Genomic DNA, 22,833 nt, shown 5'->3' with positions numbered 1-22,833 from the left:
TCGCTGCAACGGTGTCAGAACACAAAAACAATAAAACCAGGGAAAGAGGAAAGGACCATGAGCACTCGATTTCGCCTGTCTGGCGCGGCGCTTCCCGGCGTGGGCCTGGCAGGGCTGCTGCAACTGTGCGCGGTCGACGGCGTGCAGGCCAAGGAGTTCAGCGTGCTGGACAACCAGGTCACCGGCTCATTCGACAGTACCTTGTCTTATGGCCGCTTGTGGCGGGTCCAGGGCCGGGACAAGAACAACGACGACGTCAACACCAACGACGGCAATCGCAACTTCGACACCGGGCTGGTTTCCGAGGTGTACAAGATCACCTCGGAGCTCGAGGCCAACTATCAGAACTACGGGATGTTCGTGCGCGGTACCGCGTTCTATGACACCCAGCTGATGGACAAACGCAACGATTACTACGGCAACAACAACCCGTCGCAACCGAGTCAGAGTTTCCCCCAGGACGACCATTTCACCAGCCAGACCCGCGATATCGCCGGCAGCCGGGTGGAGTTGCTCGACGCCTACCTCTATGGCAACTGGGACGTCGCGCAGATGCCGGTCACCGCGCGTGTCGGGCGCCAGGTGTTCAACTGGGGCGAGGGGATTTTCTACCGAGGCGGGATCAACACCACCAACCCGGTGGATGCGGCCAAGTACCGTTTGCCCGGGGCTGAAGTCAAGGAAGTGCTGGTGCCGGTGGAAGCGCTGAGCTTCAACATCGGCCTGACCGACAGCCTGACCATGGAAAGCTTTTACCAGACGAACTGGAAGGAAACCCGCATCGACCCGGTTGGCACGTTCTACTCGCAGACGGACCTGTTCGCCGACGGCGGCAACACCGCCTACAACAACTTCAGCGGTACCGCGCTGGACACTCCGGTGCCTGGCTTCGGCAACGTCATCGATCTGTACAGCGCGCTGGGCAACAACCCGTTGCTCAGCCAGGCCCTGAGCACCACCGGCCTGTATGCCAACGGGGTCACCCCGGCCTTTGGCAACACCGTCAAAGTGGCCACGGTCGGCAAGGACTTCAACGCGCGCAACGACGGCCAGTTCGGTTTCGCTTTTCGCTACATCGTAGAAGAGCTCAACAGCACCGAGTTCGGGTTGTACATGGTCAACTACCACGCCAAGGAGCCGACCATTTCCGCCGATCTGGGCGGGTACAAGGGCATCGACATGAATGCCCTGACCAACCTGTTGGCCGGTGTCGCCGGCAGTCAGGCGGGGCAACTCGCCAACGGCCTGGCGACCGTGGATGTGCTGGGCAATATTCAGGCGCATCGGCGCTATGCCGAAGACATCCGCATGTACGGCTTCAGTTTCAACACCACCCTGGGCCAGGCGTCTGTGTTCGGTGAAGTGGCCTATCGGCCGAACCTGCCTATCGGGGTCGCCGCCACCAACGACCTGATCGGCGACCTGGCCAACGGCGCCGCCGCAGCGGCAGGCGGCCAGACCATCAACATCGGCGGGCAGCAGGTCACGCTCGACAGCCAGATCAATAACGCCGAGCGGGTGGAAGCGTTCAACGCGTCCATGGGCACCATTTACAACTTTGGCCCGAGCCTGTCATTCGACTCGATGTTCGGCGTATTCGAACTGGCGTCAGAGCATCTGCGCGGCAGCAGCCTGCAATACACCGCTTTTGACGGCAGTACCCGTTACTTCGCGGGCACAGGTAACTTTTCCTATGTGTCCGGTGGCGAGCGCAGCGACCAGGTCAACCGCAACTCCTACAGCTACACCGCGATGCTCAACGGCACCTGGAACGACGTGTATGCCGGGGTCAACGTCTCGCCTTATGTCGTCTACAAGGATGACTTCGAGGGCAACAGCTATCAGGCGGGCAACGTCATCGAGGGTCGCAAGGCCTACACCCTGGGGATCAAGGCCAACTACCAGAACAAGCTGGAGGCCGAGCTGCAATACACCGAGTTCTATGGCGGCGGGCAGGACAACGGCCTGCGTGACCGCGACAACATCGGCTTCAACCTCAAGTACTTCTTGTGAAAGCTCATCTCATCCCCCTGTGGGAGCGGGCTTGCCCGCGATGACGGCAGCACATTCGACATCCATGTTGGCTGACCCACCGCTATCGCTGGCAAGCCAGCTCCCACAGGTTTTTGTATTTCGGAGAACGATCATGTTTCACACTTCACGACTGACCAAGACCACCCTGGCGCTGTTTCTGAGCCTGGCCGCCGGCAGCGCGCTGGCCGCGGTCACGCCGCAGCTGGCCGAGCAATTGAAAGCCTCACTGACGCCACTGGGGGCCGAGCGTGCCGGCAACGCGGCCGGGACCATTCCGGCCTGGAGCGGCGGTATCACCCAGGCGCCGGCGGGCTACAAGCCCGGCCAGCATCACCTGGACCCGTATGCGGCGGACAAGCCGCTGTTCACCATCACCAAGGCCAACCTTGAGCAGTACAAGGCCCACCTCAGCCCGGGTCAGATCGCCCTGTTCAACAGCTACCCCGACACCTTCCAGATGCCGGTCTATCCCTCTCGCCGCTCTGGCTCGGCGCCGCAGTGGCTGTATGACAACACCTTGAAAAATGCGACCGCGACCAAGCTGCTCGACGGCGGCACCGGTTTTGCCGATGCCTATGGCGGTGTGCCGTTCCCGGTGCCCAAGGATGGCATCGAGGTGCTATGGAACCACATCACCCGTTATCGCGGCATCTATGTGGTCCGTCGTGCCTCCGAAGCGCCGGTACAACGCAACGGCAGCTTCGCGCTGGTGACCTCGCAGCAGGAGGGGCTCTTCAACTATTACCGCCCGGGCGGGCAGTTTGCCGACCTGAAAAACATCCTGTTCTACTACCTGGCGTTCGTGAAGAGCCCGGCCCGGCTGGCGGGCGGTGCGGCACTGGTTCACGAGACCCTGGACCAGCTCAAGGACCCGCGCCAGGCCTGGGTCTACGACGCGGGCCAACGCCGTGTGCGCCGGGCACCGAACCTCGCGTATGACACCCCGATCGCCTCATCCGACGGCCTGCGCACGGCAGACGATACGGACCTGTTCAACGGCTCGCCAGACCGCTACGACTGGAAGCTCAAGGGCAAGCAAGAGGTCTACATTCCCTATAACAATTACAAAGTCGGCAGCCCTGAGGTGAAGTACGAGCAGTTGCTCACACCGGGCCACCTCAACCCGCAATTCACCCGTTATGAGCTGCATCGGGTCTGGGTGGTCGAAGGCACGCTCAAACCGGGCGCGCGGCATATCTATTCCAAGCGCGTGCTGTTTCTGGACGAAGACAGTTGGGGTGCCGCCTTGGTGGATCAATACGACGGGCGAGGGGAGTTGTGGCGGGTGTCGATGGCCTACCTGAAAAACTTCTACGACCTGCCCACCACCTGGAGCGCGCTGGACGTATTCCATGACTTGCAGGCGCGTCGTTACTACGTGCAGAACCTGGATAACGAAGAGCAGGGCACCGTGGACTTCACCCAACCGGTGCCGGAAGACGCGTACTTCATGCCGTCGGCATTGCGCCAGCGTGGGACGCGGTAAACCGCGCAGCACACCCTTTCAGATGCAGTCTGTGAGAACGCAATCGCGAGCGGGCTCCCACAGGGTTTTCAGAGCCGTTCACAGATTCTGTGTTCGACTCTTTACCTGTGGGAGCGGGCTTGCCCGCGAATGGGTTTTCCAATCACCGCAGGTATACGGTCAGACGCGGAAGTGGCTCACCATCTGCTGCAACTGACCACCCAACCGCGCCAGTTCAACGCTGGACTTGGCGGTCTCATCGCTCGCCGCAGCCGTCTGCTCCGACACATCGCGCACGTTGATGATGCTGCGGCTGATCTCCTCGGCCACGGCGCTTTGCTGTTCGGCAGCGGCGGCGATCTGCTGGTTCATCGACTGGATGTTGGACACCGTGCGGGTGATGTTTTCCAGTGACTCGCCGGCCTTGCGGGTCAGGGCCACGCTGCTGTCGGTGAGGACGCGACTGTTGTTCATCACGGCCGACACTTGTTGCGTGCCGTTCTGCAGGCCGGCCACCAGGCCTTCGATTTCCTCGGTGGATTTCTGCGTGCGCTGGGCCAGGCCGCGGACCTCGTCAGCCACCACCGCAAAACCACGACCGGCTTCACCGGCACGGGCCGCTTCGATGGCGGCATTGAGCGCCAGCAGGTTGGTCTGCTCGGCGACGGCCTTGATCACGTCCATGACGCTGCCGATCTTGTCGCTTTCCTGTTGCAGCACGCTCATGGCTTCGGTGGAGCGCACCACTTCGCTGGCCAGACGCTCGATCTGGGCGATGGCTTCGTTGACCACTTTGTCACCCTCACGGGCTTCGCCGTCCGCCGCCGCCGCGGCTTGCGAGGCTTCTTCGGCGTTGCGCGCGACTTCCTGCACGGTGGCGGTCATCTCGTGCATGGCGGTGGCTACCTGATCGGTCTCGACCTTCTGGCTGTTGACCCCGGCGCTGGTCTGCTCGGTCACGGCCGACAGCTCTTCGGCGGCGCTGGCGATCTGGGTGACGCCGTCGCGGATGCCGCTGATCAAGTCGCGCAGGGTCACACCCATACGTGCGATGCCTTGCTGCAACACGCCGAGTTCGTCGCGGCGGGTAACCAGCACGTTGTGGGACAGGTCACCGCTGGCGATGCGATCGACCACCGCCAGGGTTTCGCGCAATGGCCGGGTGATCTGGCGCGTGATGACCACGGCGGCAATGATGCCCACCAGCAGTGCCAGCAGGGTGCTGATCAGTTGCAGAGTGCGCGCCCGGGCGCTTTCGGCGTCGCGACGGTCGAGCTGGATCTGGTACAGCTGATCGCTCTGGGACACGATGGCGGCGCCCTGGTCGGTCATTTCCTTGCGCGCTTGCACTGCGTCATTGCTGGCGGTCTTGTAGGCCTGCAATGCGCTGCGGTAGTTGCCCAGCGCGGTTTCCAGCTGACGCAGGGCGTCTTGCCGGGAGTCGGCGAAATGCGCGTTGAGCGGTTTCAGGCTGGAGATGGCGGCGTCCAGTTGGCCGACAGCTTTTTGCTCGGTCTCGGCATTGGTACTGGCGGTGTAGCCGCGCACTTCGTAGCGGGCCAGCAGGAACGCTTCCTTGGCCGCGGTGATGGCCTGGAACTGTTCGAAGCGCTGGTCGCTCAACGGCATTTGCTGCACGCGGGTGTTGATGTCATTGATCAGCGTGTTGGCGGTTTCGGCGTTGGCACTCATGGCGTCGCGGGCGCTGTTGCCGGCGCGATAGGCGCTGCGCATCTTGCCCAGGGACGTCCTGTAGGCGTCGATGACGGCGCCTTGCTCTCGCAGCAGCTTGAGGTTTTCCGGGCTCTTGAACTTTGCCAGCAGGGCTTGCTGCTGGGCCGAGAAAGCGTCGAGGGTGGTCTGTACGCTCTGCGCGGCGGTTTCGTCGCCGTTGGTCAGCATGTATTGCAGGCGAACCACGCGCAGTTTGGTCAGGCCGGCGTTGAGCTGGGTGATGTCGCTCATCCAATTGCTGCGGTCGATCAACCCGCCCAGGCTGGTCCAGCCGGTCAGGGCCAGGACGCAGGTCAGTGCCAGGACCAGGCCAAACCCCAGGCCCAGTTTCAGGTTCACGCTGATGTTGCCGAACCAGCTATTCATCACATTCCTCCAGGAACTTGGTACTTCTTTATCGTCGGTTGGCTGGAAGATTGTTTTTTTTGGAAGCCGCCAAGCTGTGTAAGCAGGATGTATCGGCAGCAATCCCGGGAGCTGAAAGGATTTTTCCGCAGGGTTTCTGTAACAAGATTTTTACAGCGCTTTTAAGCTTTTTTTCACATAGGTTTCACCAGTCACCGACGCACCTTTCTTTAACCTGCCGGGATCTAATGAGGCAGTGTTTGCTGGCGAGGCGGCGTGATGTGGAATTAAGACTGAGTCTTTTCGGGATAAAACGCTCGATCGATCTGAAGCGCTTCGCCCGCTATCGCAACGCTGCGGTGGTGTTGGCCTCGGCGCTGCTGGTGATCCCGTTGACGGTGTTTTTACTGCGACCGGCCACCGTTCCGGACCTGGCCCATGGCAATGTGCGCGGTGCACAGGCGTTGATGAAGGGGTGGGCCAAGGGCGACCTGATCGTGCTGGTGCGCCATGTCGAACGCTGCGATCACTCTTCGGCCGCCTGCCTGATCGGCAACGATGGCATTACCGAGCGTTCGCGCAGTGTTGCCACAAATGTCGGGGCGCATTTCCGCAACCTGGGCCTGGACAAGACCGATATCTACCACAGCCCGATCCTGCGTACGGCGCAGACCGCCGGCTTCATGTTCAGCAAGGCTGGCACGGGCGAAGACTGGTTGATCAGTTGCAAGGGCACCATGCTGCGCGACGCGTTGGCGCACAAGGTGGCCGGACGTAACCTGATTCTGGTGACCCACAGCGAATGCATGGCGCAACTGGAAAAGGACCTCGATTTGACGACGTCGACCCTGGGTTACGGAGCGTCTCTGTTTATCTCCGCCGAAACGCCGAACAGTCCGCACATGCTTGGTTTTATCGAAGCATCGGATTGGCCCACGGTGACACCCCGTTGAACTTCACCCCCCCTTTGAATCAGGATTGAGCATGCAGACCGCCTCCCGCGACCGCTTTTATTGGGTGAACTTTGGTATTCCGCTGGCCTGCGCGGTCGCGGTGTTCCTGATGTTCGACATGACCAGCATCGACATCGCCTTCAACAATTACTTTTTTGATCCGGTGACGCAGACGTACCCGTTGGACCAGGTCCATCTGTTCGAAAAAATCACCCACAAATGGGCGCGGATCATTCCGAACTGGACCGGCGAAATTGCGATTATCGGTGCCTTGCTGTCGTTTCTCTGGCCGCGCCTGAAGGCTGAAAAACACTCGAAAATCATCGCTTTCCTGGAAAAAATCAAAGTCGCACCGGTACTGCGCTTTGCCACCCGCCATCGACGCGACTTTCTCTACGTGGTGTTCGCGTTCTCCATCAGCACCGGGGTCATTCACTACCTCAAGGGCCACACCAGCGTGTATTGCCCGGTCGAGACCACCCTGTACGGCGGCAAAATGGAGCACATTGAGTGGTATGAAAATTTCGACCTGCTCAAGACCGCCGGTGACGGTCGCTGCTGGCCGGGCGGACACGCGTCGGGCGGTTTCACCATGCTGGCGTTGTACTTCGTGGCTCGCCGTTATCGCTGGCGCTATTCCAAAGCGATCATGTACGGCTCGCTGACCCTCGGTTTCATCTATGGCACCACACGGGTACTACAAGGGTGGCACTACATGTCCCACACCTTCTGGGCCGGGATTTTCGTGTGGCTGGCGTGTTTGTTGACGGCGCTGGCGTTCTACGGGCGAGCGAGGCTGGAACTACCGGTGCTCTCCAAAGCGCAACAGCCGGTGCCGGTGGCTCAGACTCAATCTGTGAATTGAGTTGTTGTTGAACCGCAAAACCCGCATCTCGAAAGGGGGCGGGTTTTTTGTTGCCCGAGGAAACCTTCAGTGAGTCTCGGATTACGAATTCGCCGGCAAAAAAAAGCCCGCGGGAGGGCGGGCAAATCGTAGTTTCTTGAATGAGCGAGTGCAATGTACAGGCTGGCGCGAGAGGGTGGGGTGAAGAAAAATTCATCTCGATCAAAACCCCGCACCAGAGCCTGCGACACCGCTACGGCAAATGATCGGCGGCAAAGTCGGCTTCCGACCGTGCACGTAAACGGCCCTTGCGGCAGGCTTGCTGGAAGCGCTCGAAATCACGCTCGTTCTGCTCGGTATAACCCCGGGCATACTTATAGAGCGCATCGGCCAATGCCTCGCTCTTGCCGATGTAGCCGCTGATCACCGCCGCCTGCCCCGAAGACTTGGCGTGGGCGCGAGCCAAGGCCCGGCCGCAAAGCCGGCCATAGGCCGCGAAGGCTTCGCCATCGAAGGTCTCGAGTTCGGCGGAGATTTTCATATCGCGCAATTGCCGCACATGGAAATGCCGCCCGCTGGGGCCGGTGGTCCAGCCGAGGAACAGGTCGCTGGCCGATTGCATCAAGCGTTGACCCTCGACCACCCGCTGCCCTTCATGCCGCACCCGCGACCTGGACTTCACATAGCCGGCGAGCACCGAGCGCCGCGCTTCCTTGAATTGCAGGAACAGCGGGAACTGCTGATCGTCGGTCAGCAGCGCCACCAGGCAACGGGTGCCGACACTGCCGACGCCCACCACCTTGAACGCCATGTCCTGCACGTGAAAACGCGACAGCAGTTCACGGCGGTCCGCTTGCAGGGTGCCGCGATAGTCGCGCATGAAGGTGTCGTAGAGCGGGCGCCAGTCCGAGAGGCGCAACCAGTCATCATCGGCGTCCAGCAGCGTGGTGTTCTTGTGCAGGTGGAAAATTTCCGGCAGGTCATCGCGAATGATCAGACGCCCATGGGCGTCGCGATCACTGATTTTTGGCAGCAGTTCGGCATGGGTGCGACGCTCGGCTTTTTCGATGGCGCGTTCCACGTGTTCCAGGGTGCTTTTGTTGGCCTGCGCCAGCAGGTCGTTATAACTGATGGATTCGTACCAGGTTTCCAGCGAACTTTGTTCGGCGCATTCGAGCATGGTTTTCTGATAGGCACTCACCACCTCATGGCAGATGCTTTCTTCAACCGACTCGCCATGGCGCAAGTCGCGGGCGGCCACCAGAAAACTCGCCACCAGGCGCTTCAAGTCCCACTCCCACGGCCCGGGATGGGCTTCGTCGAAGTCGTTGACGCTGAACAGCAGGTTGCGTTCAGGCGTTGCGAAACCGCCGAAGTTCATCAAGTGGCTATCGCCACAAATCGGCGAAACCAGCCCCATGTTCGAGGTACCCGCCAGGTCGTGGGCCTGCAGCAGCGCATTGCCGCGATAGAAGGTGAACGGTGACACCAGCATGCGCCCGTAGCGCAGCTCCACCAGCGATTTGATGCGTCCCTCACTCGACGCCTTGATCAGCGGTATCGGGTCGCGATCGACATTGCCCAAGGCCGCTTGCGAACTGCGCGAGCACTTCTTGCGCGCATCCTTGCCTTGCTTCAAACGGTCGGTGAGGGTGGTCATGGGGGCCTATTCGACGGGTGTTGTAGGGCGTTTGCGAATGGAGTGTAGAAGGGCTTTGTGGGTTCGTGTTTGCCCGGCGACTGACCTGTCTGGCATCGACATGTATCGATCCATCTCAAGCCTCTGCTTCGTCGAGTGGCGCGATGTTGTCCAGGGCACTGTTCACCAGCAATTGCGCCAGCACGGCCAGTTGCTGGATCGCCAGGGCGATGTTGCGACGCGAACTTTCAAGCTCGCAGGCAAGGTCGGTACTCATGACGTTGAGCGAGGCGAGGGTTTCGCTGGCGTGGGTGAGCAGGGACGGCGTGTCTATTTCGGGGCGGATGGTGAAGACGTGGCTGACGGGGTCGAGGTGATTGGGGTTGCGCAGGCGGGCGCTGATGGCGGGTTCGGTGGTTTTGGAGAGGTTGGATAAGTCGGGTGTTTCGGTTGTTGAGTCTGGCGGATTAGGGCTTTGCTTTTTCATGTTGGGGTTCCTGGTTTGTTCAAAGGAGCCGCCGCTCCCCTGCTGTCAAACAAGGTTGGGTGGCGGCTGTACGCAGGTTGACAGACCGGAAACTCAGGAAACCGGTGCATCCGAAGATGCCCCGCGCACAGCCACCATGAAAATTGCACGCGCGAAAGCATGCCGTTTTGTTTGGGCGAGTGGAAGGTTCCTGTTTTCAGCCTGTCAAAGCCGATCGCTGATTTTCAGCGACCCAAGAAGGCTATCGTCGAGAAGCAGGCCCCGCCAGTTCATGAAAGGCGATGCGTTTTGCGGGAAATGTCCTAGGACAAGGTGAAGTCACAGGTCGCTCGATCTCACCGTGTGCTTGAAATGATGCTCCCAAAGCCTGACCCCCAACCCGCCTGTCCGGTCCAGCGATGACCCCACCGTCAAATCCGTAATCAACGTCGGTTGCAACCCCGCATCAAACAGCGCAAACCCCGCCGCCAGGCAGCAGGTCTCGGTCTGCAGGCCACACACCAGCACGCGTTCGACGTTGAGGCTTCTCAGGTAGTCGATGGTTTCCGGTGTGGGCGAGTAGCCGTGCTTGATAAAGATGCGGTCGGCCGGGATCAGGCTGTCATCGTCCGGCGCGGGGTGCCAGCCGAGCTGTTTTTCGAAGGGAGTTATGGATTCGTCATGGCGCTCGACCGTGGCGACACTGGGCAGGGTGCCGATGAGCGCCTGGATACCGTTGATCAGCCATTGCGGCGGGGCGAAGCCTGGTTGTACGTCGATGATCAGGAGGGCTTGGCGCATGGGCTACTCCGAGGTGATGGCAGTTTTAGGGGCGGCTGTGCACATATCGGCATTGCGCGACTGACCATGCGACCCTATCGTCAGATTTTACCTGCCACAAAGTGCTTTTGTGAGTTGTGGGCGTACGATGTAACTCACGTTTTCGCTGAATGCCTGGGGGAGCGAACGAAGCGACCGAGCGATGTTGAATTGGAGAAAAGTCATGATTCGCAAGCACTACTTGAAGGCCCTGGCGACGCTGCTCATCGCCGCTGGTGTGCAGTGGGTGACGCTACCCGTCTACGCGACCGAGCAGGGTGAACAACGGCGTGAAGCTCGCGATACCAGGCAGGAAGGGCGATCCACTGCCCGGCAAACCAAGGATGAATGCAGAAAGGGCAATGACAAGAGCAACGTGGAATGTCGCCAGGACAAGCGCAGTACCAAGCAGGATACCCGTCGCACGGCCCGGGATATCAAGTACTGATCGTTGGCGCGGGTCCAGCTTCAGACGGTTGCAGGGCTTGCGATACAGCCAGAAACAACAAAGCCCGCACAAGGCGGGCTTCGTTGGTGTCTCAATTGGTGGGCCGGGGTAATTTGAACTGGTGCTGTATGTATATGATTAACAGAAATAATGGTGGTTTTGTTTTATTGCTGGAATACCGATTGGAATACGGTTTAGCTGAGAATCGCTCTGCTCAGATTTTCTCTAAGAGTCAAATGTGCAAACGTCACGATGAAAAATCCAGCGGTGTAAATTTTCCGCCTCTGTTTTTTCACTATCCAGTTGCTCTGTACGACCTAATGCATAGGTGGCGCAGAAGCAGGGAGGAGAGGGGAACTCAATAAGGCAAGGGGGTATGCCTGCTGCGGTTAGATACCTGTAGTGGCGCTAGGCTACTTTGGGGCTTTCGGATGGGTGATTTGCCAAGACTGATCTCAGAGATACTCGAGGCAAGGTGGCCGTTGCCCATTTTTATTAGTCCGGGTCTTGATCGCCTGGCGGGGGAGTCAGTTTTTTTGCAGCAGGATGTTATTTATTTTAACGTGAGTATGAACTTGGTTTAAGGAGGCCGCATCTAATAACTATAATCAAAATAATTGATTGGTCTGATTGGTGGGCGAAGACTTTTATATCATCTTCGATAACTCCGGTGGGGGCCACTTTTTTGAGGTTTCAAGTACGGAAAGTATAGCGATCCGCTTAGCACACCCAATTGCATATGCGGCCGCTTGTTCAAAATATCTGGAGAAATGTTACTGGCAGTAAAGCTGTTTTGTACTCAACCTTCAATTCTAGAGGAATGCTGTGAAAGCTCAGGTCGGTTATACCGCCAGCGGCTTCGCCATGAGCTTGAAGACTTCCTCCAATATCGCTGCGGCTTCGGAGCATTTCGGTCGCCTTGCTTTGAAAAGCACGCTCCGAAGTCCCACTCTCAAAGGTTGCATCTCTCAGGGCTTGGCCAGCAATGTTCCCAATTTCTGAGAGTAGAACCATAGCGTTGGAAACGTCGTCAGGGTTGAACTTTGGTTGGCTTTTCTTAACTCGTTCCAGATTTTAAGAAGATGTTTTCGATATTTGAGAAGCCGGTAAGCGGGTTGCGCTTGTGTCGTAAGAATTGAGGGTCCTGAAGAAAATAAAGTGTGTTTGTATCTAGTTAAAGTTCTGTTTGCTACAGGGCCGACGCAGTCGGTGCTGGTTAGTAGGATGTTTGTGGTTGAGAAGCGTAGTTGGCGATTATATTGAATTATGGAGGGTAAGTATTTGTTCGTATTTAATGTGGTTTTTCAGATCGGGTGGTTTGTATTTTTATTTGATGTGAGTGATTGGCGTTGTCAAGTGTAACGATATCGTTTTGTTGGTGAGGCACTCATTTAGAGCGCCTTGTATTGCATGTGTTAATAACCTATAAGGTTGCCCAGTCGTAACAATCAATGAAATAAGTATAGCGCTGTTCAAACATCGCGTCTCTTGGTGTGCTGGCATTGGCTACGGGCAGAGTTAGCTTGATATGGGTTGACTCAATGAAATGGCGAGTCCCTGAGTTTGTTCGTGCTTCTTCATGTAGCGATGGGTGTAAATGGATGCTCTTGTCCAAGGGATTTACCCATATTAAATGTAAGTCGAATGCTCCGTGATGGTTGTGACAAAGGCTTAGGCCATTCCATATTTCATCTGTGGATCCGGGAGCCTCAACGGGATAAATATGAGCGCCTTGTAAGAGGTTTGAGCCTATGCCGCACATTGCACATTTGTGTTCATAAGCTGTACGTATTTTAAGTCCTGCACCAGATTTTCGCGCAAGGGTGCGAACTAGTCTAGAGGCTCTTGCTACCGCTTCGACCTCTTTTTCCTTGGTTATATCTTTTTCCAAAGCGCCAGAAGAAATTATTATTTTTAATAATTCGTCGTTGCTAAGAGTTTCTTTGTTGAGTATGTGTGTGATGATTATATTGAATATGCCAGGAGTGAAAGCATAAATGCGCTCGCCCTTGCTAGATTGATATACGGAAAGTCCATCGCTACGGGCTCTGGAAATAATTGACTTGTTGAATAGAATTGAAAATCGCTTTGTGCTTCCAAGTCGACTGTTTCCATTTACAGCAATAAATACCGTCGATTCTGCTGTATTGTCGACGCCTAAGAGAATAGGAAGTGCAGTACCATCTATATTGGAAACAGGGGGGCGATTGTTTTTTGCAGGGTTTTGAAAGCGCATCTCGTGAGGCTTACGAGCGTGTGGAGAAACATTTGATACATGTAGAGCGATGAGTTGAGGCGTACCTTCCAATGGAATGGCGATGACTCCTGGCCATCCATCATTTTCCACTACAGAGTCCGCAATTATTTTGGGGATTTCTTGAGCTACCGAAATAAATTTCCTTGCTCTTGGAGTCATTCAGATTCTTCCTTAGTTTCTGGGTTCTATATTTTTAGTTTGTGGTGGTTGATAATAATGTTTTTGGGTTTGGTGAGTGTTTGTTCTGAGCCATATTTGTTTAAATGAAAGGGAGGTGATTAACCTGCTCGAAAATAGCCCTCCTCTTATTTGTAAAGAGGGGGCTAAATATCAAAAATTAATCTATGCTAAATTATTGAGTGGCGCGTCCATTAAAAGCTAAATGCTGTATTCCACTGTGTTTGTGAATTTTACTTTGCTTTCCACAAGAGCTTTTGGTGACAGCAGTGGGAATGGGTAAGTACAAATTATTTTGCCCTTGCCTATTATAGGATGGCTGAGCCAAGTCCGAATATCATAGCGTAGCGCTCTCATGGTTTCTACGATTCCTTCAAGTTCAGAGGAAGAAATGGCCAAGACTTCGAGCATACGCTCTTCATGTATGAAGTCGCCGCAATTTTTAGTTTGACTAAAAAACTCTATCGCCTTAATAAGCTTGGTTTGTGATGGGTTTGTTAAGGTCGTTTCAATATTTACCACGTCGCCTCTGTTGGCGTAATGGCCGTATATATCAATTAGTGTGAAGAATTTTGATCTTTCAACTAGTGTGGCCTCTATTTCCTTCCAGCAATAGAAAATTTCCTCAATGCTGTTAATGTTCGCTGACAAGGTAAGCGTGTCGAATCTAGGTAGGTATTTCTTTAGGCCACTAACTTTTAGCTCTAAGTGTATTGGATTACTTAAAGTTACAGGTTGCTCGTCCATGTCGATGCGGATATGGGCTGCAGTTTCCGTTAACACAATTTGACTAAATTTAACTCCGGCTTTCCCTTTTTTGTCTGAGACTGCTCTTGTAAATTTGTTAGGTCTTGAAATGTAAAACTTTTCAGTCTTAGGCGAAATAGCCTCAGGGTCGATATATTTTGTGAGGCTGCCATATTTTTCTTTAATGGCTTGCGCAGCTATATCTTTGAATTTTTGACTTCTTTCTCGCTGTCGTTGTCTAAAGGTCGATTTAAAGGGGGCTGGGCGCAATTCAAATTTAAATTTTTCTTTCGAGTGAGAGAAAATTTGCTCTTTGACGCTGGAAGCTATGCAAAATGCAAGTCTTGGCGGTACCGAGTTACCAATTTGCTCAACACATTGCCCATATGAACCAATAATCTCATATTTGTCTGGGAAAGACTGGAGTCGCTTTAACTCATCAATTGTAAAGTGTCTATTGTTCCAGTGGAACGGACCTGTGAATTTTCCTGGGCTTGCCTTAAGGGTTCGCGATGGCTCTTTTCTATTTGCTTTATATAGCAGGTCATGGAATTTCGAACGCCATGCAAAAACAGGCTCAGGGTGTCCCATTTCAGCTGTGAAAAATGCATAGTTCAACCCTTCAGGAACCTCTGGAAGCAAGTGTCCATACAGGCCACCCAAACCCTTGGTCTTTAACTCTCCTGGAATTTGGAGATCAAAAATGGCTTCTTCAACGGATACGAGAGAGGGACCGTTCAAAGAATCAGGACCGTGGGTTGGCATAGGGAACTGATAGCTCCCATTTTTAACTCCGACCATCACAAGTCTTTCTCTGTGCTGAGGAACCCCGTAATCTGCAGCATCGATAACTTCAGCGTGTAGCTCATATCCATGTTCAGAGAACGCTTTAATTATTTGACGCCAAGGCTCACCGTTACTCGCACCCGGAAGCCCATAGACATTTTCAAATACAAAAACCTTTGGTTTTATAACATCCAAAATGTTGCAGTACTCTTCGTAGAGCTGCCCTCTTAAATCTTGAATTCCAATCACTCCACCAGAGCGTCTTCCTGCTGCTGAAAAGGTTTGACAAGGAGGGCCACCGATAATGCATTCAATTCCTGCATCTTTGTAAAGGTGAGGGTCGAAATTTCTAATGTCTATATTGTGAATATTTGTAGAGGGGCTAAGAAAATTGCCTTTCTTTTTATTGGCTTCGAGCGAGTTGCAGTACTTTGTTTCTAGCTCGACACAAGCAACAATATCAAATCCCGCCATGTGGAAGCCTACATCAAGCCCTCCTGCGCCGGAAAATAAACTTAATGTTTTGATGCTGCCCATTAATTTGCCTCTTAATTTCCTACAGGCGCAACCAAAAAAATTGCGCGATTACTTGCTTTCATTTTATAACAATTTTTTGGTTTGGGCGAGAATTCTTTAATTGTGTTGGATGGATGGTGTGTTTTGATCATTTTAGATGAGTTGGATTTGAGACGAATGTTAATTTTTGTGTGAATATAGGTCATGTGTTTTGTTGTAATTAAAGTGGCTTCGACTGAGGTTTGTTTGGTGTTAATGTTTGATGGATTTTAGTGTCATTTTTTTATTGTGCTTGCGGGTTTGAGTTTTTTTAGTTGGGGGTGGTTTTTATGAAAATTTATTGCGGTTCTAAATACTGATTGTTTTGGGAGGTAGCTTGCCAGCGACTACTACTCGCCTTGACCGTAGTGGGGTTAGATCGCAGGCGGTGAAATTGGGCCGGCACTTTTCCGGTCGCCGGTGCAGTAGTCGACTGGCTTCTTTCAGCTTGGTGCGGGCCGGTTCCTATTCAGTCAGCCGCAGGATTTCGGTCAACTAGTAATCTATCGGTGATGAGACATGCTAGTTATGCTTGGCCTTGATCGACTCGCTATCTTCTAGCACCGCCAAGATTCCCTCGGCTGAGATAGATCAATGCGAACAAGTGAATCTGGTGGGCTGCCTATCTACGACTAGTCGAGCGTCAGATCTTAAATTTTCGGTTGTTCGCTAATCGCTTCCAGACGAATAGGGCGGTGAGCCGATAGTAATAGCGGGTGGCGTCTGAATGGTCTTTCAGGTGCTGAGTGAGAAACCAGCGCACATGCTTGAGTTGCCAGGTCCAGGGATTGTCTCGCTGCCATCGTTGTTGAATGGCCGCTTGCATGATTCGGGCTTGGCATAGGTGGCGTCGCTGAGTGGCCTTCGAACCGGTCAGTACGCCGCTCAGGAACAGCGTCATATCGAAGGGCTTGGTCACGCTCTCCCTCCAATGTAGGCCGAAACTACATCGATCCGGTTATGCCCGAGTTCAAGGCTGATTTGTTGCCGCGCCTCTTGATCAAGGTCGCGGTCAATGCGATAGCAGTGGCCACCATTGATCGGGGCCGCATGGCCCGTGAGCTGCTCGTAACGTTCGCAGGCGTAGGCTGCTCGCAGTTCATGAAAACCCTTCAGCCCTTGTTCATGCAGCACTTCGCGGGCGGGGAGTACGATCTGTTGCAGGAACGCGGCGTAGCTTTCGTCGCGGGCCAGCAAGTTGCGGCTGCGGGGCGGCGACGCACGACGAGCCAACTGCAACGCCGCCTTTACCTCTTCATTGACCACAATCCATCGCGGCGCGGATGCCCCTGAGCGACCGCCTTTGGTGCCGTCCTGGATGTTGATGCGGCCTAAGTGTTCAGCTTCGCGGTGCAAGCGTGGCAGGTCAGCCAGGATCGCTTCGCGCAGGCGCATGCCGGTTGCTCGGGCCAGACGGACAATCGCGGCCACCCGCTCGTGGTGCTGTTCGCCAAGTACCTCAAGCACTCGCTGCACCGGTTGGTGGTCTTGGTCATCCGGCGCACGGGTGCGTACGCTCGAGCGCTTCTGTCCTAACGCCTGACTCGGGCTGGCGATCCTCACGTCCTGATCACCGCGCAGCGCGGCGAGGGTGCGGTTGACGCTGCTCAGGCGATTCTGTGCGGTAGCGATGCAGAGTTCACCTTGCTGGATCTGCTGGCGCAGGTAAGCGGCGTAGTCTTGCAGCGTCCGTCGATCGATTTGGCGCGCATCGTTGTAACCGGGGCCGTCCTCTGACCGACACCAACGCACGAACGCTTGCCAGCGATCACTATGCGCTTTGACCGTGGCGAAGTGGCCGCCAGCAAACAGATCGTTGAGCGCTTGTGGGCCGGCGTAGCTCAGCTGACGACCGTAGCCAAAGTTGCGACCATCACGCCGACCGACCAAGGCCATCGTCATCACCATTTTCGTTTGTTTGCAGAAAGAGCAGCAGGGCTTTCCAGTGAGGGCTGAGCCTGTCCACCTGCTGCCAGTGTGTCGGGCGGATCAGGAGAGCGTTCTCGTGGTGCTGCAGCAGTGCCCCTTCCTCACGCAATTGCTCAATCAGTAGGGCGAGGTTGGCAGGCTCAAGAGGTGGTGTGGCGACAGCGGCGACAGCGGGGACAGTGGCGACAACCCGCGTCGTTCCTGGCCTGGCGCGTGGCGACAGGGTGGCGACAGAGGTGGCGACACACCGCGATTCTGGCTGCGCTTGATGTTGCGCCCGGTAGCGGCGCACCGCGTCATTGAGGCGAAACATGACGGACCTCGAAAGTTTTTCCGTCGCGGCTATTCAGCCAGCGATGCGTGATAAGTACGACCAATAAAGAGGCGGTATGGTCAGTACTCTTGCGGGCAAAACGAGGACCGTTGCGATTGACGTCGCGGATGGTGAAGTGGGTCCAGCCTTTCTGCACCAGCCAGCGCAGCAGTCGATCCGCTTCCTCGCGTCGGCTATTGACCGGCTCCTGTTCGGTCAGGCGCTGAATCTCGGCCAGGTAGTAATCCATCAACGTGGAGGCGCGCTGGATGTGTCCTTCATCCAATGCACTGGCCTCTTCAACCATGGCCAGCACGCCCGCAATACGCAGTACATTCGCCGCCGCCTTGCCCGCGACAGGTTGGACGCCGGCCAGCTCGCCGAACTCGCCAGACTGACATTCGATGGTGTCGTGAATATCAATCCAGGCACGACGGGCACGGGAAGTCAGCTCCAGTGTGGTGGGATTGAGTGAACCATCCTTGTGAAGCGACCAGGGCTGTTGCAGCAGGGCGGTGATCCGCTGTTGGTAGCGCTGGACTTTGGCATCTCTGGTCAGGTCGATTGCCTTGTAGAGTCGCTGGCCGGCCAGGCGCTCGGGCCAACTGATCAGGCAACGGCCAAGGATGCCTTGGCCATTGATCACCGGGTCTTTGAACAGCTGATTGGCCAGGTAGGGCTGCAGCATCAGATGCAGGCTGAGGCGGCGGTCATAGGCACGCAGGCTTTCTCCGGCCATGGAGCGGGCCCGGTCGATCGGGCTGCCATCCCACAATGTTGATAAGGTGGTGATCGCCTTGAGCAGATTCTCTTTGCTCATGGTGCTGCTGCCCAAGAACTGGCCACCTTCATCATTGAATAAACCCATGCTGGGCAAACCCTGGCACAGGCTTTTGACCAGGGCCTCAATGGTGGGCTCGGCAATGATCAATCTCGGCGGTACCGGTTCGGATAGCTCACCGCCTTCCGCCTCCGTGTGTTTCTTTGAGGTGTTGGGTTTGGCCATGATGTTGCTGGCGGCGCGATAGGCTTTGAGCTTTTCCGTATACAGGGTCCACTGCTGTCGTTCCCAGTCGCGCGCCGCTTTCAGGGCTAGATGGTCCACCGCGCTTTTGCGATCACCTGAGGACGCCACCGTCAGTAGGTAGAGGGAAAGCGGATAGGTTCGGCCGTCGAGTTGGACATTGGCATGACCTTGGCTCACCAGGGCAGCGCTTGCCAGCACCGATTGGGCCGCCATGGCGCAGGGTACGCCAATCACCTCGGCCAGTCGTTCGACCGCAAGGCCCAACAGTTCTCCGAGTGCTTCGACTGGGTAGGGCAGCGGCGCCTGCTGGTATTCCAGCAATGGTTGTGGTGGCTCGAACGCTTCGCACAGTTGCATCGCTATTCTCCTGAGATTATCGACTTCGCCCTCACTCATCCCGCCACGGTTGTTGAGTGTTATCAGGGATCAAGGCCCCTGCGACCTGTGAGGTTTGTCCACTCACGCGGGACTGACGGCTCCTTACGGCCGGGAGCTTGGGCATCTCATGATCTGGCCTCCTGAACACTTCCGAGAAAGTGGGCGGGTGGAGGCTGCGCTGGCTGACGAGACCAATGCCGCGGGATCCTGAGTCGAGTGAAGACAGCGAAGCGATGACCGGGGCATGCCTGACTGTCAGTCAGGTGCAGCCTGTCCATCGGCTGCGGCACCATTATCGGCATCGCTGTGGCGGGTGAGCATTCGGTGTTTGTCACGCCGATTGTCACGAGGGGGAAAGCCGCAAAGCCCCATGCGAGCAGGGCTGCAGCAGTATGAGATGCGCCCGTCTCTTTAGGGGGCAAAGAGACGGGCAACAGGTTGGCGCAAGAAATGGCCAAGCGGATAAGTTGCTGCAGAGCAGCCAGGAGAAGGCCTGAGTTGCCGCAGTGGGCATTCTGGAAGAGTGGGCATCCATCACATCGCTGTGACCGTGCGAGCCGCCGGACGCTAATCGTACTTGGGGGTGAACCACCACGGTGTGGCGTAGCCTCAAAGGTTCTGGCTACCTGGGGGCTGTCGAGGACAGCGCTTGTACGGCTCTGATTTAGCGCTCGTTCTGCTCGCGGTCAACAGTATTTTGGGGGCGACTCTTGCGCCAATCGGTAGTGCTGGAAGACCTTGGAGGCCGGTGGTTTCCCATGGCCGGGTGATCGTTCGTCGGTTTTTAATGTGAGCCCAAGCGAGTGGGAATGCGGAGCCTTCCCGCTCGCGTGGGCTTGGTCGAGAAAGCCTCAAGAGAGAGGCTTGCAGCGGCGACAGTCGCCACTTCTGTCGCCATGCGGCAGACCAGGTATTACGCGGGTTGTCGCCGGTGTCGCCGCTGTCGCCAAATCAACCATCACTCCATCTGGGGAGTTATTTTCGGTTACCGGCGGCGTCCGGTGAGCGCTCACCGTATCGGCACGACATTGCAGTTCCTGATGTCATTAATGGCAGCTGCCGACAGACTGCCCGTTGCTGCTTTTTGGATATGTTCACTCCACCACGCCATCATCGGTCTCCGGCGTTCGATGTAGTCCGCTCGGTTGTAAGCGCTTCGGACTTCGTCCTTGTCGACATGCGCCAGCGCGACTTCGATCAGCTCCGGATCCCACCCATGCTCGTTCAGGATGGTGCTGGCCATGGAGCGCATGCCGTGGCTGACCAAGCGGTCCTGGAAGCCCATGCGCTTCAACGCCATGTTGGCGGTCTGGCTGTTGGCATGGGTGCGCGGATTTCTATCTGCCGGGAACACGTATTCCCTGTGGCCGCTGTGGGGCTTGAGCGCCTCCAGTAACGCGAGTGCCTGTTCGGTCAGCGGGATGGTATGCGGGCGACGCTTTTTCATGCGCTCCGGCGGGATGGTCCAGATGCGTTTGTCAAAGTCGATGTCTACCCATCGGGCAGTAGCCGCTTCGGCAGGACGGGTCATAGTGTGCAGTTGCCATTCGATCAGGCAGCGGGTGATCCGCTTGATGCTGGCGTTCGCGATTTCGATCATGAGCTCGGAAAGCTCATCGGGTCGTAGCGCGGCCATGTTCTGTTTCTTGGGTTTCTTGAATACCGCCCGAATGCCACTGAGGGGATTAGCGAAAATCAACCCGGAGTTCACCCCGTAGGTCATGATCTCGTTGAGCCGTTGGCTCAATCGCTTCACTGTCTCGAGGCTGCCTTTGGCCTCGATTGGGCGAAGCAGTTCGATGACAATCGGTGCGGTAATTTTCGAGAGCGGCGTTGTTTTCAGGTCTGGAAATACATGCAGCGTGAGCGATCGCCAAATGTCTTCGGCGTACGCCGGCGTGACGGAGTCCTTCTTCAGCTCGAACCAGGCGGTGGCCACGTTCTCGAACGTATGTTCCGTCTCCGCTCGTTTGGCTTCGTCCTGTGCATTGCGTTGCACCTTGGGATCAATGCCTTGTGCAAGCAGCTCGCGTGCTTCCACCACTTTCTTCCTGGCGTTCGCTAGCGAGAGCTCTGGGTATGTGCCCAGCCCCATATTGATACGATTTTTGGTTACCGGCTCGCGGTAGTTGAAGTTCCACAGCATCGAGCCATTGCTCCTGACTCGGAGCTGAAGGCCGTCACCATCGCTGAGGACGTAATCCTTGTCTTTTGCCTTGACTGCCTTGAGCTGGCGGTCGGAAAGGCGAAGGGCTGGAGCGGGCATGAGAGCTACCTCTGACACCGTTTTGGTATTCCAAAAAATAGCACCGGATGGCTTGGAATACCATTTGGAATACCCAAACGGCTGGAACTCAAAAAACCTCTCCAGCGCCCAGTAGCGCTTAAGCCCTTGATTTTGCTGGATTTCAGGCACAAAAAAAGACGTCCGTGGACGTCTTTAGATGATGAAGTGGTGGAGCCGGGGGGATTTGAACCCCCGTCCGCCAGTACTCCGCTGTCGGTACTACATGCGTAGCCGTGTCTATTAAGTTAACCCTCAGCGACCCGACGGGCAGGGTGCTTTGGGCGAGTTGTGTAAGTTTTAGCCGCTTCGTCCACAACGTACTGCACGGCGATTCTGTTCTATATGACAATCACTTTGGGTTTACAGACATCCCCTGGTGATTGCTGGACCCGAAGGTACCAGAAGCTCAGGGCTAAGGCTGCTTACGCAGCGAGAGCGAATTCCTGGCCGTAGTTATCGTCATTGGCAACTATAAGTAGTTGCAACAGTGGATTTACGAGTTCTGTTACCAACTCGGCATGCACCTAAAGTTTCGCAACCGGCGTCGAATCCTAAACGGCCCCGAGCCTGATGCTCTGTGAATCAAATGAGCAGCAGGCCTGTACAGTGTACGTCATCACGCCCCGGAAGGCCAACCCGAAGGTTGGCCACCACAGATCATGGGGTTGGTTGGGTGCTCTGTCTGTCTGCGAGTGCCAATGCCTGGGTGGCCTCGGTGACGCATTTTTTGTCGTCTCCGGAGGCTTGTGAGGCTTCGGCGCTGGACATCAGCCTTTTGATCTCCATTGAGGTGTTTGTGGAGGTCGCCGGCAGCGCACTCACCTTGCCTTTGAGCTCTTGCAACTTGCTCGTACAAAGGTTGTTGTCCGCAGCAAATACAGGAGAGGCCAGCATTGCAGCTGAAATGAACAGGCCAGCGAGTGTGGTTCGTTTCATGGGAATCTCCTTGAGCTGATGGTCTCGGTGTTGCCGTATGAGCGGACGGTCAAGCCGAGCCCGAAAAATCAGCCACGATCTGACGGGGCCTACCTCAAAGACTACGATTCAACGCAAGAATTCGGTTTTTTCAGAAAATCTGCCGAGCTTTTCCAGCGATGGGGGTTACACATTTCCAGACCCCAGATGCAACAAAACCCGCAACTGGCGGGTTTTGTTTTGCTTCGTAGCGGGCGCAGCCGGGCTTTGTGAGCTCCCGGCTGCCAGTACTCCGTTGTTGATGTACGTCTGCGCGGCCCGGAAGGCCAACCCGAAGGTTGGCCGTGAACCGGGTTACTTCCCGCCTTTTTTCGAGTCGGTGACGGCCTTGATGATGTCGTTGGTCTCGGCGACGCAATCATCAATGCCTTCCTTGGTGCCTTTTGCCTGGTCGGCTTTGGCTTGCTCGACGGAGGCTTTTACCTGCTCAGTCATTTCCGGAGGAATCTGTGCCTTGCCGTTTTCGATGGTTTGCAGGTTGACCGCGCATAGGTCTTTTTCGGCCGCAAACGAAGTGGAAGCCATGATGGAAGCAGCAACAAACAAACCTAACAGCACAGAACGATTCATGTGTTTCTCCTTGAACTGAAGGACCAGCATTGCTGGCCATCAAATCGGTCTACCGAGTTTTGGGAAGGTCCCGCATTGGCGGGAC

18 protein-coding genes, 1 other RNA gene and 1 pseudogene are annotated in these 22,833 nt (G+C 55.9%); 5 read left to right on the top strand and 15 right to left on the bottom strand.

All coding sequences use genetic code 11. The features are described from left to right. Positions 1-57: 57 nt before the first annotated feature. Both PMI34_RS21495 and PMI34_RS21500 read left to right on the top strand, forming a co-directional pair. Entirely contained in the window at positions 58-2,013 is a 1,956-nt protein-coding gene (locus PMI34_RS21495) for a DUF1302 domain-containing protein (RefSeq protein ID WP_008047532.1), read from the top strand. A 133-nt stretch (positions 2,014-2,146) separates the two neighbouring features. After that, positions 2,147-3,520: a DUF1329 domain-containing protein gene (locus tag PMI34_RS21500; protein WP_008047530.1), complete on the top strand. Its 1,374-nt coding sequence runs from the start codon at positions 2,147-2,149 to the stop codon at positions 3,518-3,520. Positions 3,521-3,679: 159 nt separating this feature from the next. Here the strand turns inward: PMI34_RS21500 and PMI34_RS29660 are convergent, their stop codons facing one another. Both PMI34_RS29660 and PMI34_RS29655 read right to left on the bottom strand, forming a co-directional pair. After that, positions 3,680-4,384, bottom strand: coding sequence for a methyl-accepting chemotaxis protein (locus PMI34_RS29660; RefSeq protein WP_407514505.1), 705 nt, complete (start codon positions 4,382-4,384; stop codon positions 3,680-3,682). Between the two features lie 201 nt (positions 4,385-4,585). Continuing rightward, positions 4,586-5,464 (bottom strand): annotated as a pseudogene (locus tag PMI34_RS29655) (methyl-accepting chemotaxis protein); the annotation flags it as partial. Positions 5,465-5,859: 395 nt separating this feature from the next. Between PMI34_RS29655 and PMI34_RS21510 the strand changes: the two are divergent. Both PMI34_RS21510 and PMI34_RS21515 read left to right on the top strand, forming a co-directional pair. Beyond that, positions 5,860-6,531: a histidine phosphatase family protein gene (locus PMI34_RS21510; protein ID WP_008047526.1), complete on the top strand. Its 672-nt coding sequence runs from the start codon at positions 5,860-5,862 to the stop codon at positions 6,529-6,531. A gap of 31 nt (positions 6,532-6,562) precedes the next feature. Then, entirely contained in the window at positions 6,563-7,396 is an 834-nt protein-coding gene (locus tag PMI34_RS21515; RefSeq protein WP_008047523.1) for a phosphatase PAP2 family protein, read from the top strand. A gap of 232 nt (positions 7,397-7,628) precedes the next feature. Here PMI34_RS21515 and PMI34_RS21520 read toward each other — a convergent pair whose 3' ends face one another. The 3 genes from PMI34_RS21520 to PMI34_RS21530 all read right to left on the bottom strand — a co-directional run bounded on the left by PMI34_RS21520 (position 7,629) and on the right by PMI34_RS21530 (position 10,281). Continuing rightward, entirely contained in the window at positions 7,629-9,035 is a 1,407-nt protein-coding gene (locus PMI34_RS21520) for a DUF2252 domain-containing protein (protein WP_008047521.1), read from the bottom strand. Positions 9,036-9,150: 115 nt separating this feature from the next. Beyond that, positions 9,151-9,501 (bottom strand): DUF6124 family protein, encoded by a 351-nt coding sequence (locus PMI34_RS21525; protein ID WP_008047519.1) that lies wholly within the window; start codon positions 9,499-9,501, stop codon positions 9,151-9,153. A gap of 318 nt (positions 9,502-9,819) precedes the next feature. Beyond that, positions 9,820-10,281, bottom strand: a complete 462-nt coding sequence (locus PMI34_RS21530; protein WP_008047517.1) for an isochorismatase family cysteine hydrolase — start codon at positions 10,279-10,281, stop codon at positions 9,820-9,822. 202 nt (positions 10,282-10,483) lie between these two features. On the opposite strand from PMI34_RS21530, the gene PMI34_RS21535 reads away from it, so the two are divergent. Next, a complete protein-coding gene (locus tag PMI34_RS21535; RefSeq protein ID WP_008047515.1) occupies positions 10,484-10,747 on the top strand; it encodes a hypothetical protein in 264 nt (87 codons plus the stop codon). A 1,423-nt stretch (positions 10,748-12,170) separates the two neighbouring features. Here PMI34_RS21535 and PMI34_RS27895 read toward each other — a convergent pair. The 10 genes from PMI34_RS27895 to PMI34_RS21570 all read right to left on the bottom strand — a co-directional run bounded on the left by PMI34_RS27895 (position 12,171) and on the right by PMI34_RS21570 (position 22,748). Beyond that, positions 12,171-13,163 carry an HNH endonuclease gene (locus PMI34_RS27895; RefSeq protein WP_008047512.1) on the bottom strand — a complete coding sequence of 331 codons (993 nt, stop codon included), beginning with the start codon at positions 13,161-13,163 and terminating at the stop codon, positions 12,171-12,173. Between the two features lie 219 nt (positions 13,164-13,382). Beyond that, positions 13,383-15,251, bottom strand: a complete 1,869-nt coding sequence (locus PMI34_RS27660; protein ID WP_008047510.1) for a DNA cytosine methyltransferase — start codon at positions 15,249-15,251, stop codon at positions 13,383-13,385. A 661-nt stretch (positions 15,252-15,912) separates the two neighbouring features. Beyond that, positions 15,913-16,188 carry a hypothetical protein gene (locus PMI34_RS21540; protein WP_008047503.1) on the bottom strand — a complete coding sequence of 92 codons (276 nt, stop codon included), beginning with the start codon at positions 16,186-16,188 and terminating at the stop codon, positions 15,913-15,915. Further along, positions 16,185-17,165, bottom strand: a complete 981-nt coding sequence (locus PMI34_RS21545) for an integrase domain-containing protein (protein WP_032829441.1) — start codon at positions 17,163-17,165, stop codon at positions 16,185-16,187. Before PMI34_RS21545 ends, PMI34_RS21540 begins: the two co-directional genes overlap by 4 nt. Continuing rightward, positions 17,143-17,511, bottom strand: a complete 369-nt coding sequence (locus tag PMI34_RS21550; protein WP_008047499.1) for a hypothetical protein — start codon at positions 17,509-17,511, stop codon at positions 17,143-17,145. Before PMI34_RS21550 ends, PMI34_RS21545 begins: the two co-directional genes overlap by 23 nt. Next, the gene (locus PMI34_RS21555; protein WP_008047498.1) at positions 17,495-18,895 is read right to left on the bottom strand and encodes a YfjI family protein; all 1,401 of its coding nucleotides are present in this window, start codon (positions 18,893-18,895) and stop codon (positions 17,495-17,497) included. The genes PMI34_RS21550 and PMI34_RS21555 overlap by 17 nt, the downstream gene beginning before the upstream one ends. Before the next feature lie 1,030 nt (positions 18,896-19,925). Continuing rightward, a complete protein-coding gene (locus PMI34_RS21560) occupies positions 19,926-21,182 on the bottom strand; it encodes an integrase domain-containing protein (RefSeq protein WP_008047496.1) in 1,257 nt (418 codons plus the stop codon). A 187-nt stretch (positions 21,183-21,369) separates the two neighbouring features. Beyond that, positions 21,370-21,766, bottom strand: a transfer-messenger RNA (tmRNA) gene (ssrA, locus tag PMI34_RS27885). Between the two features lie 94 nt (positions 21,767-21,860). After that, positions 21,861-22,139 carry a hypothetical protein gene (locus tag PMI34_RS21565; protein ID WP_008047494.1) on the bottom strand — a complete coding sequence of 93 codons (279 nt, stop codon included), beginning with the start codon at positions 22,137-22,139 and terminating at the stop codon, positions 21,861-21,863. 333 nt (positions 22,140-22,472) lie between these two features. Then, positions 22,473-22,748: a hypothetical protein gene (locus PMI34_RS21570; protein WP_008047492.1), complete on the bottom strand. Its 276-nt coding sequence runs from the start codon at positions 22,746-22,748 to the stop codon at positions 22,473-22,475. Between the last annotated feature and the right edge of the window lie 85 nt (positions 22,749-22,833).

The organism is Pseudomonas sp. GM74, from assembly GCF_000282455.1.
Classification (GTDB): Bacteria; Pseudomonadota; Gammaproteobacteria; order Pseudomonadales; family Pseudomonadaceae; genus Aquipseudomonas.
The sequence above is the reverse complement of the archived record's forward strand: the minus strand, read 5'-3'. Positions and strand labels throughout refer to the sequence as shown.